Raw genomic sequence first — 13105 nt, forward strand, 5'->3', positions numbered from 1 at the left:
ACTGCAAAATTGACGGCTTTCCCCCGTTCTGTTCCAGTACGGGCATGCCAAACTGTAAAAATACAAGTTTTGCTTAGCAAAGCCATGTGGGGCAATTATTTTGCCATACGCCCCATAAGGTCAAAAAGGCAGATAAAATGGCCGGCAAGCGGCAGGGAGTCAGGAGCCGGGAGTCCGGAGGCAGGAGTGGCAGGTATGCGTACAAAGCAGCAGCTGGTAACCAGCAATTCAGTCAATCGAAACATAGGAATTCGAAATCCTGAATCCGAAATCCGAAATCAACAGTACATTTGCCCACTTATGACAACCGTGATTCTCAAAAAGAAGATCAGTCCCCGTGTAGTAAACGGCCATCCCTGGATATTTGGTAACGAAGTGAACCTGATAGATGGCGAGGCAAAGCCGGGCGATGTGGTAGAAGTGTTTACGCATGATAAAAAATTCGTTGGCAAGGGATACCTTAATCCCCAATCGCAAATACCCGTACGTATCCTCACCCGCGATAAGCAGGAGACCGTAAATGAAGATTTCTTCTACCGCAAACTCAAACAGGCCTGGGAATACCGCCAGCAATTGGGTTATGTGGAGAATTGCCGCCTGATCTTTGGCGAAGCCGATAGCCTGCCCCAGCTCATCATTGATAAATTCAACGATTACTTTGTGATCCAGACCCTCGCCCTGGGCATTGATGTTTGGAAACCAGCCATCGTAGCTGCCCTGGAAAAGATCTTCAAACCCAAGGGTATCTATGAACGCAATGACGTGCCTGTAAGGGAACTGGAAGGCTTGACCCAGCAAAAAGGATACTTATCAGCCCCCTTTGATACCCAGATCGTAATACAGGAAAACGGGCTGAAGTTCTATGTAGATGTCGAAAATGGACAAAAGACCGGCTACTTCCTGGATCAGCAGGACAACCGCCGCGCCATCCAGCATATTGTGAAAGGGGCCGATGTGTTGGGCGCCTTCACCTACACCGGCACTTTTGAGATACATGCTGCTCATTATGGCGCCAGATCCGTGTTGGGCCTTGATATCTCTGCCAATGCAGTGGCCCAGGCTACCCGCAATGCCGAATTGAACGGGTATGGCGACAGGTGTAAGTTTGAATGTGTGAATGCGTTCGATGTACTGAAAGAATGGGCCCGCGAAGGGCGCCAGCATGATGTAGTGATGCTTGATCCTCCGTCGTTTACAAAGACAAGGGACAATATACAAAAAGCCATTACCGGCTATAAGGAGATCAACCTGCGGGGTATGAAACTGGTAAAGCCGGGTGGATTTCTAGTCACTTCCAGCTGTACCAACCTGGTGCCTGCTCCTATGTTCCTGGAGATTATACAAATGGCCGCCAAAGACGCCCGCCGGAAACTAAGGCAGGTCACTTTTCTTACCCAGTCGGCCGATCACCCGATCGTATGGGGCTGGGAAAATACCCATTACCTGAAGTTCCTGATCGTACAGGTTATGTAGTGTCACCCTTGTCGAAGGGGGCGAAGCCTGTCAAAGGGTATTCATGCCCCATAGGGGCTATAGCTATGTAGAAATGAATGTCAATAAGTTCATTTGCCCTGTAGGGGCAATCCTCTATTTGGAAACCTGGAATTTGCCGGCTTCAATCAGCCTGCCGGCCTTGTCACGCAACTGGAAGATATAAATGCCCCGGAAGAAATCGGTCAGGTTGACCACTGTTTTGGGCGTGATGTCCGATACCTCATGCACTTTTTTGCCGGGCAAATTGAAGATCTGAAGTGTATAGGATTTATCGTAACTGCGTTGAAAATCAAAGGTTATGAAAGAAGTAGCCGGGTTAGGATAAAACTTGATGATCTTGGCAACAGGATCCCCGCCAGGATTAGGCGTCGTGCGCTCCTGGCTTTTTGCCTCGATTGTCAATAAAAGGATGATGGATAGTGTGTAAATAATCCTCATGCAGGATACTATTTTACGGTTTAAATCCAAGATATTTCCTTTTAACTAAAGTTACAACTCATTTGGTGGAAAACTTCCGGAGAATAGTGGATTCTCCCCAAACCCCGGAAGTTTTAAAATTATGTTAACACGGTTTATTTGACTTATATCAATTGGTTACCGCCAATGCAGCCTCAATAGCTTCAAAATTGGGCAGATCGCCGGCATTCTCCAGCACTTCAGCATATTGTACAGTTCCCGCTTCGTCGATGACAAAAGCCGCACGCTTGGAAACCCCCTTCATGTCAAATACAAATGTTTCATAAAGGGTACCGTAAGCCGCAGATGCCTCCTTGTTAAAATCACTCAACAAAGGAAAATTCAATTGCTGTTCTTCCTTGAACTTGCCCAGCGTGAAAACAGAGTCTACACTGATGCCCAGTACCTGTGCATTTACCTGGTTGTATTGTGCTATATTATCCCGCACGCTGCACAATTCCTTGGTGCAAACGCTGGTAAATGCTGCGGGGAAGAACAGTAACAGCACTTGCTTTCCCTTGAGTTCAGAAAGGGTTACTTTGTTCTTGGTAGTGTCGTAGAGTGAAAAGTCAGGGGCCTTTTGTCCGGCTTCAATTTTCATACAATTGCTTTTATGGTATAGCAAAAATAACGTGCCAGCCCGTTATTTGGTGCAATCAACCGGCGGAACGGCATATTTAATAAACGAAGCGGGAAAAATACAAGTCTGGAAGACCGAAAATCCGAGAGACCGTGAAATCCTGCCAGTCTCTTCCGAACTTTCTTAAAACCTTGGGCACAATACTTTGTCCCGGCTGCTATTGTCCCTGTCGAGGTAGCTGATCCAGGAAAGCGATATCTCCACACCGCCCCGGCCCTGGCTGGCTGTTTTGAGCTGCGATACATTGACATCATAGCTAAGGGCCACCGACAGGGGGTACCGGTCGAGCTTAATAACCGGTATCAGCGCATCTTTCCAACGCAGGAAAGCCCCCGCATGGATGGTATACAGGGGATTGACCGGGTCATCACCCAGTTTGTAAGAATAAAGCGCACCGCCAACGGTTTCAGTAAAGGAGCCTTGTATGGAATGATCCGCCTGAACAATAAAATAAGAATATTCATCTACGCCAAACGTAATGCCGCCAGAGAAAACATATTTGGGTTTTAATTCAATACTGGCATTGCGGTAAAAAGAATTCTTAGGCCTGTTGAGGTGATGGTAGGCAGCGCCCAGAAAATAACTATTGGCCTTATCCTCACCAAAAGTAGTATTGAAGCTCATGCCCACACTGGCATCCCAGGTATTGAAGTTGGGCGTCGTAAGGATCTCTCCCGTAGGTGCAGTAGGATCATATCCACCGGGGCCATATTGGTTATCCGTGGTCATCTTCGATGCATCAATGCTTTTGCGGATCATGCCTCCCATAAAACCCAGGCTCAGGTACATGGCTTTTTCATTGCTGAGCGATTTGTGGTAATTCAAGGCAGGCAACAGCGAAGTGGTGGTTAAGCCTACCGTACCGGCTTTGTCAAAAAGCACCTGCCCCCCGATCGTCATGAAATCATCTCCCTTGCCCACCGGCATTTTATATTCTGCATTGAGCGATCCCGTGCGGTAAGCATTGGTAAAGCTGTTCCATTGATCTCTGTAAACGCCTTGTATCCGGACATCTCCGGAATAGATGCCCGCCAGGGAAGGATTACGAAGCAGCGGAGCTTCAAAGAATTGTGAAAAATGAATATCCTGGGCATGCGTGAGGGTAAGCGCGCACAGCAATATCCCCGTAAAGGAATATCGTCTCCAATTCAATACGTTTTTCATAATACCCGGTTTTAGATGGTACAATATCGGATTCATTTTACCTTAACAAAGTTACATTACCCCTGAATGGTACAACCGATGCATTGTCACAAACAAATTCTACTACATAAACATACACATCCGCTGCTGCGGGTTTTCCCTTATACGTTCCATTCCATCCTGCTGATGCATCATTGACCATAAAGTTCTTTTTCTCAAATACCATTTCTCCCCAGCGGTTAAATACCTGCATCCGGTTTACCCGGTCAATATTCCTGCCACGGGGCATAAACACATCATTATGGCCGTCGCCGTTGGGTGAGAAAGTATTGGGCACAAAGTAATTGCTGCTATTGCAGATTACCGTGATCGTGATATCCTGCGTGGCCGGACAACCATAAATGTCTTCTACCCGCACATTATAGGTGGTGGTAAACCTGGGATCGGCAAAGGGGATGGCACAATCCGTACAACTCAGGTTCCTGGCAGGTGTCCACGCATACGTAGCCACATTGGCGCTATACGTTACCGGCATAGGAATGCCGGTACCTACAACTACCGTGGGACTACCCGATAAGTTGATGGTGGGGGTCGGTGGCACATATATATTCTTTGATGTCTTGTCTTTACATCCCAGTTTATTGGCCGATTCCAGCGACACCGCATAGGTACCCGATTGAGGATATTTTACCGAGGTATTTTGATCGGCCGACTGGCCATTGCTGCCCAGGTCCCATTTCCAGGTGATGGCAGTATCCGGTACAGTGAGCGTACCCTGCAAAGGCAGCACCTCATTGATACAAACGACCGTATCACTTATGATGACCGGATGGGGCGTGCCATACACCCGAACGGTGTCGGTTAATGTATTCGTACAACCAGCCTGCGTGCTTACAATATGCTTTACTACATACGTGCCTGGCTGGGTAAACCGGTGTGTAAGATCTTTGTCGGTGGAAGTAGTTCCATCATCAAAATCATAACTGAGCGAAGTTATAGGATCATTGCCCTGCGTATAATCAGTAAAGATAACGGTGCCCGAATCGCAGAATGTTTTCTTATCCATACCAAATAAAGGCGTTGCCCCAAGAATCCTGATGGTATTAGGTCCGCCTACCGTTACCTGGCAACCAAGGCTATCCTGCAATAGGATGGACGGCGCATAAAAGCCAGGCGATTTATAATAATGCTGGAATACTTTAAGTTGAGAGTCGTCAATGGCGCCATCACCAAAGTAAAAACTGAAACGTGTAGCGGATGGTGTGATCAATGAAAAGTCTACCATCAAAGCATTGCAATTGGTGATCGGACTATAATTTAATTCACTGGTGGTATAGGGGTTGTATACATTAATGGTATCACTTACAGAATCTATACACCCGCCATAGCCGATTACATACAATTTGGCCTCATACGAACCATAAGTGTTGTAAAAGTGATTGGGATTGGGCAGGGTAGATATACTTCCATCGCCAAAATCCCAATAAAAAGACTCATAATCCGATCCCCCGAAAGTGAATTTGGTTTCCAGCAAGGGGCAAATAGAACTGGTATCGAGTGCTGTAAATGCCGGCACTGGTTTCTTAATAGTGATATAGTTGGCCTTGGTCACAGAGTCCTTGCAGCCAAAGGCATCGGTGACCACCAGTTTGACGCCATAAGTGCCGGTAAATGCCATATACCTATGGAGGGGCGCCTGGATGGTAGAAGTGCCGCCATCGCCAAAATCCCATTGCCAGGATAATCCCCTGCCGCTGGAAGTGTCCTTAAAAGGCAGGTCCGTATTGGGGCAAATGGTGGTAAAGTCGCTGGTGAAACCTGCTACTGGTTTGGTGATAAATACCGTATCCGTAGCGGTATAGGTATCCGGACAACCGTTCCCATCCGTCACGGTTAGTTTCACTACATAACTGCCTGTATCGGTATAATTGTGGGCGAAGGGAGGAGCAGTAAAGGTTTGCGTTTGGCCATCGCCGAAATCAAACTGCCAGCTATTGATACCCGTACCGGTTGAGAGATCATTGAATGTGATGCTGGTATTCGTACACCCGCCTTGCTTTGCCGGGGTAAAGTTGGCCACCGGACCGGAAACAGTGATGGCATTGGTAACCGTTTTGGTATTGGTACATCCGTTGATGTCGGTGATCCGCAGCGCAATTGAATAAACGCCTGCATTGGAGAACCTGAGGTTGATATCGCGGGCACCAATACTAAAAGCAGCCCCGTTTACCGACCATTCGTATTGCGTAATGTTTGCAGCTATGCCCTTGGCCACCACCTGCAACAATTCGTTTTTGCAGGGAGTAGGATTGCTCACCGTGAAGTCTGCTACTTCACCTACCAGTTGAATGTCCTGCGAAATCGTATGCGAGCAGCCGCCTGGAGCGGTAGATGTTACGGTGAGCTTCACCGTATAAGTGCCCACCGCTGCATAGGTATGGGGGGGCGGGGTTTGTAAAGTGGATGTGCCACCATCGCCAAAATCCCAGGTATAAGTGACCGGCCCATAAACAGCCGCATTCACCTTCGATTGGTTGGTAAAGTTCACCAGCAAACCATTGGGACACGCCACATCATAAATAAATTGGGCAATAGGTGGCTTGATATGCACTACCTGGGCTGCTGAAACAGTGGGGCATTTATTGTTATACGCTGTGAGCGTAACAGAAAAATAACCACTGTCGGCATAGGTATGGGCAGGGTTTTGTACATCGGAGGTTTCTCCATCGCCAAAATCCCACAACCATTCATCTACGACAGCAGGAAGCGTTACTGTTGACAGATCAGTAAAATTGATCGCATCCGATGCACAGGCATCTGTTGGAGTGAGCGTGAAATTAGATACCGGTGGAATGCCGGTACGTATGCCATTGACAAGCTCTGCCGATTCAGTGCAACCACCCCTGGTAGTAATGGTCAGCTTGATGGTATAGTTGCCGGCCAAAGTATAGGTGTGGGCGGGACCTGTGGGCACGGTGGTAGTAGCGGTAAAACCATCACCATACTCCCAGAAATAACTGGCTACCCCGTCAATAGCAACGGTATTGGCGGTTGGCGCGAAAGTGTAAGGAATACAACCGCCGGCTGGCGCATTGGCAAACGATACCGTTGGTTTGATGATGCGCACAAAAGCTGGTTGGGTAAGCGTATTGCTACATCCCAGGCGCGATGTGATGGTCAGCGTCACACTGTATTGCCCTTCTGCCGTGTAGGTGTGCGATGGATTTTGTTGGGTGGAAGTATTGCCATCGCCGAAGTCCCATTGCCAGCCTGTTGCATCGGGCGAATTATCCTGGAAGTTGACCGTTAAAGGTGCTTTGCAGGCTGTGGTCACAGGTGCTGAAAAAGCGACTATGGGTTTGTCTACCACCACCAGCGGTTTTGAAAAGGAATCCAGGCAATTGGTATAGGTGTTCTTTAACTTAACGGTATAGATACCCGGCGCGGTGTAAGTACTGGCATCATTGAGATTGGTTGATTGCTGTCCGTTGCCAAAATCCCAAAGCGTACTGAGTGGTGTGCTGGTCGAGGCATTCTGAAAATTGACCGTGGTATTGAGACACACCGTATCCGGACTGGTAAAGAAAGTGCCGGTGCCACTGATATCGATCGGTTTTTGTATACTGCCGGTACAACCAAATTCACTGGTAGCGTTTAAGGTTACCGTATAAGGCCCCGTTGCGCTATAGGTGGCAGTAGGATTATCCTGTGTAGACCCCGTACTATTGCCAAAGTTCCATTGATAGGTCAGGTTGCCTGGCCCGCTGGTCAGGTTGGTAAAATTTACTGCAAAGGGAGGCTTGCACGTGGCCGGTGCATTGAAGCTGAAATCTGGTATGACACCCGGCACGATGCGGATATAGCGAATAAAGGAAGTTTGGGCCTGGCATCCTGTACTGCTGACAGCTTTTAGCGTCACTGAATAAAAACCTGTAGTGGTGTACTGATGCGATGGATTTTTTTGTGTAGAAGTGCCTCCGTCGCCAAAATCCCATTCCCAGGATACAATATTGCCTGCAACAGGATCCGTCAGATCCGTGAACTGTATCGTAGCCGGCACACAGCTCGTCGTAAAATTAGCGCTAAAGTTTATCCGTGGCGAAGGATATACGGTGATGTAATTCGTCTTGGTAATACCATTGGTGCCATCGGCATTGCGCACTACCAGCGCCACTGTATAGGTGCCTGGCGTGCCAAAAGAGATAGTAGGGTTTTGCAGGTTGGAGAGATTCCCGCCGCCAAAATCCCAGTTCCAGAAAAGGGGATTGCCGGTAGATTGGTCTTTAAAAGTCACAGTAAGTGGCGAACAGCCGGAAACAACGTTGGCGCTGAAATCAGCGACCGGCGCTTGTGCCCGCGCCCATTGAGTGACCGTATGCAATAACAGTATTAATAGCAGCTTTTTTGCCAAGTTGCAATGTTTGGGTGGTTTACAGAGACTGATTTTTCAGTAGGGTACGTCTTGTAAACAATAATAATACCATCTTAACGGATTAGCGCCACATTACCTTTATAATTAAGCACTACATTGTTCTCACATACAATATCCATGGTGTACACGTACACATCCTGGGGCGCCGGCTGACCTTTGTGCAATCCGTTCCATCCTTTGGATATGTCATTCGGCTGTATGTTTACCTGGTCGTACACCATATCGCCCCAACGATTGTATATTCTTAGCGACCGGATACTGTAAACACCTTTACCTCTTGCATAAAATACGTCATTATTGCCGTCGCCGTTGGGCGAAAAAGTATTTGGAACAAACACATTGGCATTGTTGCAGAAAACAAAGACAGTTACATTGTCCCGGCTGATGCAGCCACCATCATTCACCGTTTCCAGCGTATAGGTGGTGGTTTGTTTGGGAGCCGCCACCGGCGTGGCACAGGCCACACAGCTCAGGCCCGCTGCCGGATGCCATTTCAATGTCGTCACATCTTTTGATATTACCGGGCTTAAGGTGACCGAGTTCCCTACCGGTATTGTTTTGTCTTCTCCCGCCTCTGTTTCAGGATAAGGGTATACCACCACCGGAACATACCCCGTATCGGCAAAACAACTGAGGTCGTCTTTCCCTATTACCTGGTAGATCGTGCTGGTTGCTGGTCTAACATCCAGGCTGCTGCGGGTCTGTTCTCCCGTCAATATGCCGGGACTCCAGAAATAATCGTCCGCGCCCGTAGCCCAAAGCCGGATGGATTCTCCCTTACACAGCGTATCGCCCTTACCCACCTGAATAGTTAACGGTTGTTTTACCTGTATATGTATAGAATCCGTGGCAGAACAGCCAAAATTATTCTTCCCTGTCACAGTATACGTAATATCCTCCAAAGGTGATGCCAGGGGCGCCGCACAGTTGGTGCAGGACAACCCATTCACCGGAAACCAGCTATATTGAACAGCCCCGCTGCCGGTAAGTGTTACCGATCCATTGCGGCAAATGGCCTGGTCATTACCCGCTTGTATGGCCGGCAGGGGCCACGCATGCACGGTCCTCAACACGGTATCCGTACAACCCGAGGTATTGGTTACAATAAGCCGGGCATTGTAGGCCCCTGCATCTATATACGTAACAGCCGGTGGATTTTGATCTTGTGCGGTAGTGCCATTGCCAAAATCCCATTGCCAGCGAAGACTGCTGGTATCAGGGCGCAACAGGCTCCCCCGGAATTGCAGTAAAGCAGGGATGCAGGCCCCTGAATCACTGCGGATGGCCGCCAGCGGGCTTTGTATGATCTTCAATGGCAGCGGCACCTTTACCGTATCTGCACAGCCGTTTTGAGTGGTTACCGTCAATTGAGGGGTAAACAGGCCCGGTTGCTTGTACACATGGGCCGGATTCTTTTCCGTCGAAGTTTGCCCGTCGCCGAATAACCACTGGTATCGCGTGATCAGGTCATTGGATACAGTGGTATTGGTAAACCTCACCAGGCCCGAATCACACAATAACGCTTTATCACCCGTAAAACCGGCATTCACCCCATAAATGCGGATCGTATCTTTTCCCAATATGGGCACGCGGCAACCCTGCCCATCTATCAATATCAATTTGGGGAGGTATTCTCCCATTGCAGTATAAGTATGCCCCAGGGAGCTCTGACTGGTCTCATCAACCCCGCCATCATTGTAATCCCACACAAAACGAACGCTTTGATTGGTCTGCGCCGTAAACCGGACGGTGGTAGGTATGCATCCTTTGAGTTTGTCATAGGTAAACGTACCCTTCGGACCTTTCACCGTAATGATCTTTACGAAGCTGTCAATACAGCCGCCCGGGCTGGTAATGGTGAGTTTGGCGCGGTAAATACCGGGATAGGTATAAAAATGCGAGGGGTCGGGTAGCGTAGACTTATTGCCATCGCCAAAATCCCAGTTGATCTGGTTGTAATGCAAGGACTGGTTGGTGAAATTTACCAGCAATGGGGGGCAGGTAGCAAAGGAATCACTCATGCTGAAGCGGGCCCTTGGATCCCTGATGCGGATATATAATTGCCTGGTGACCGAATCGGCACAACCATAGCGATCATTGGCTACCAGCTTCACCGTGTAATCGCCTTCCCGTGTATAGATATGGGCAGGCTGTACGGCCGCCGTGGTTTGCCCGTCTCCAAAATCCCAGGTATATACCGGGTTATTGCCTGTAGTCTGGTTCACAAACCGCACAGGTTTGCCGGTACAGGATAGGGAGTCGGGCGACTCAAACCTGGCAGCTGGTCTTGAAATAGTCACCGCATGTTGCCGTGTGCGGGTATCCGAACAACCCAAGTTATCAACCACCGTCAGCTGTACCGGGAATACGCCGCTTTGTGTGTAGGTATGCTGAAAGGGAGGGCCTGTCAATGTTTCTAAGGCCCCATCTCCATAATTCCATTTCCATTGCTGAATAGGATGCAGGCCATCTGTTTGTGAGGAGTCCGAAAAGAGTATAGTGGTATTGGTACATACTTCCGGGTTAAGCGCTATAAAATCGGCAGTAGGTCCGTTTACCCGGATGTACAATGGCCGGGTTAATGTATCCGTACAACCAAAGATATCAGTAATAATTAACCGGATATTGTATTGGCCGGCCACCGGGAAAGCAAATTGAACGGCTTTGCCCGTGGGTGCACCATAAGTAGTGGCGCCTTTGGAAATAGTCCAGGCATAGCTGGCGATATTTTGTGCCTGGCTATTGATAGCTGTCAGCGTGATGGGTACATTTTTACAAACAACCGTATCGCTGGCCGAAAAGTCTGCTTTTTCCGATACTACCTTTACCTGGTAGCTCATCTGATGCTCGCAGGTATCATTTTTTACGGTGAGCGTCACCATATAACTGCCCGGGCTTGCATAAGTATGGATAGGGCTGGGTGCAGTAGACCTGCTGCCATCTCCAAAATCCCAGTACCAGGCTGTGGCGCCAATTGACTTATCAATGAACTGGCGGGCCAATTTTGTCGGACAGTTCACCGGCCCAACAAGAAACTTCGCCACCGGTGGTTTGATATATACATAGCGGGGCCTGGTGAGAGAGTCCTTACAACCATTGCTCCATGCCACCAGCTTAATATTGAAATAACCGGTATCGAGATAAGAGTGCGAAGGATTTTGTTCTGTAGAGGTACTGCCATCTCCAAAGGTCCACAACCAGCGGTCGGCTTTTCCGCCCGTGCTTTCATCTTTAAAATGCGTGAGCGCATTAGCACAGGATACCAGTGGGTAAGCAGAAAAGTTGACAACAGGTTTCGTACCTACCCGGATGGCGCCCGTGGCTGAAACAGAATCAACACAACCACCGGCAGTAGTATACACCAGGGTAACTGTATAGGTACCCGGCTGGGTGTAGGTATACGCAGGATTTTTGCCGGTAGCCGTACTGCCATCTCCAAAATGCCACTCATAATTGACAAGCTCATCAACGGTAATGACGGAAAAACTGGGTTGCCAGGCAAAGGGCACACAACCTTCATGGGGTATATTACCGAGGGTAACCTGGGGGGCTTTGATTTGTATGTATTTACTTTTTACCAACGTATCGGTACACCCTGCTGCATTGGTAGTAATGAGGGTTACATCGTATTCGCCTTTGGTCTGCCAGGTATGCGATACCACTTTGCCCGTATCCCGGCTGCCATCACCAAACAGCCATTGATAACTTACGGCCCCTGCCGATTGACTGGTAAGCTGTGCTGTAAAGGGAGCACTGCAGGAGGTACTGTCATTGGCCGTAAACACTGCAGGTGATTTGGCCACTACGCGGATGGTCTGCGTCACCGAATCTTTGCAGGCCCCAAAATCACTCACCAGTTTGATATTGTAATTGCCTGGCTGCGCGTAGCTCTTCACCGGGTTGAGTTCGGTAGCAAAACTGCCATCGCCAAAACTCCAGTAAGCGCTTACCGGCGCGGGGGTCGTATTGTTGATCAGGGCAAAAGGCTGGCTGTTGCAAATGAGGGCGGGTACCGTGAAACCTGCTTTCACCGTACCGATATTGATGCTGTTGGTCTTAATGATGGAATCCACACAGCCCGTATTGTTTCGCACCCGCAGCTGCACTGAATAAGTGCCGGTGGCCGTATAGGTATGTACCGGGTTGGCTTGTACTGAAGTACTGCCATCGCCAAAGTCCCATTCAAAACTCAGGGTGCCCGTACCGGTGCTCTTATTGGTAAAATGTACGGCCGTGGGAGGCTTGCAGCTATTGGGCATAGTAAAACCAAAGTCGGCTTTCACACCGTTATTTAGCTGGATATACTTTGTGCGGGTGATGGTTTGTGTGCAGCCAAAACTGTTGCGGATGCGCAGCGACACACTGTAATTGCCTGCGGCAGTATACCGGTGTTCGGGATTAGGTTCAGTAGAAATCGTGCCATCTCCAAAATCCCATTCCCGGGATTCGATCGTACCATCTCCGGGAGTGCTCAGGTCGGTAAACTGAACATTGAGGGGGAAACAACCCGTGGTGTCTGAAGCGGAGAAGTTAACTACAGGCGTGGCATAGACTGTTATGTAATTCACTTTTACAACCGAGTCGGCTTGCGCACCATTGCGCACCACCAGTTTGATGGTATAAGTGCCGGGATTGAAATAGGTAGCGGCCGGATGTTGGAGAAAAGAAATAGTGCCATTGCCAAGGTCCCAGCGCCAGGTACCAGGATTACCAGTGGATTCATCGGTGAATTTTACGACGAGGGGAGCACAGCCCTCAGCGGGGGTGGCAGAAAAGCCAGCTTTTAACTGCGCATTGAGGATAGCACTGCAAAGCAGGCTCAAGCAGCTAGTCAATATAGCACGGCTTATGAGGCCATGAGTCCTCATAGAATATTGGGGATTTTAGTATGTGAATGTGGTTGGGTAAAGCTGTAACTAATTTACAACTTTACTTATTCA

At 48.8% G+C, this 13105-nt stretch carries 6 protein-coding genes; 1 reads left to right on the forward strand and 5 read right to left on the reverse strand.

Features of this window, described 5'->3' with window-relative positions; translation table 11 throughout:
• The first annotated feature begins 300 nt into the window (after positions 1 to 300).
• The gene (locus D3H65_RS27760) at positions 301 to 1473 is read left to right on the forward strand and encodes a class I SAM-dependent rRNA methyltransferase (protein WP_119053423.1); all 1173 of its coding nucleotides are present in this window, start codon (positions 301 to 303) and stop codon (positions 1471 to 1473) included.
• Positions 1474 to 1587: 114 nt separating this feature from the next.
• Here D3H65_RS27760 and D3H65_RS27765 read toward each other — a convergent pair whose 3' ends face one another.
• From D3H65_RS27765 to D3H65_RS33500, 5 genes are all read right to left on the reverse strand, one after another.
• Positions 1588 to 1932, reverse strand: a complete 345-nt coding sequence (locus D3H65_RS27765) for a T9SS type A sorting domain-containing protein (protein ID WP_119053424.1) — start codon at positions 1930 to 1932, stop codon at positions 1588 to 1590.
• Positions 1933 to 2080: 148 nt separating this feature from the next.
• A complete protein-coding gene (locus D3H65_RS27770) occupies positions 2081 to 2551 on the reverse strand; it encodes a redoxin domain-containing protein (protein ID WP_119053425.1) in 471 nt (156 codons plus the stop codon).
• Positions 2552 to 2713: 162 nt separating this feature from the next.
• Entirely contained in the window at positions 2714 to 3754 is a 1041-nt protein-coding gene (locus D3H65_RS27775) for a PorP/SprF family type IX secretion system membrane protein (protein ID WP_119053426.1), read from the reverse strand.
• Positions 3755 to 3791: 37 nt separating this feature from the next.
• Positions 3792 to 8144 (reverse strand): PKD domain-containing protein, encoded by a 4353-nt coding sequence (locus D3H65_RS27780; protein ID WP_119053427.1) that lies wholly within the window; start codon positions 8142 to 8144, stop codon positions 3792 to 3794.
• 74 nt (positions 8145 to 8218) lie between these two features.
• Positions 8219 to 12988, reverse strand: coding sequence for a PKD domain-containing protein (locus D3H65_RS33500; RefSeq protein ID WP_162915846.1), 4770 nt, complete (start codon positions 12986 to 12988; stop codon positions 8219 to 8221).
• Positions 12989 to 13105: the final 117 nt, after the last annotated feature.

This window comes from Paraflavitalea soli (assembly GCF_003555545.1).
GTDB lineage: Bacteria > Bacteroidota > Bacteroidia > Chitinophagales > Chitinophagaceae > Paraflavitalea > Paraflavitalea soli.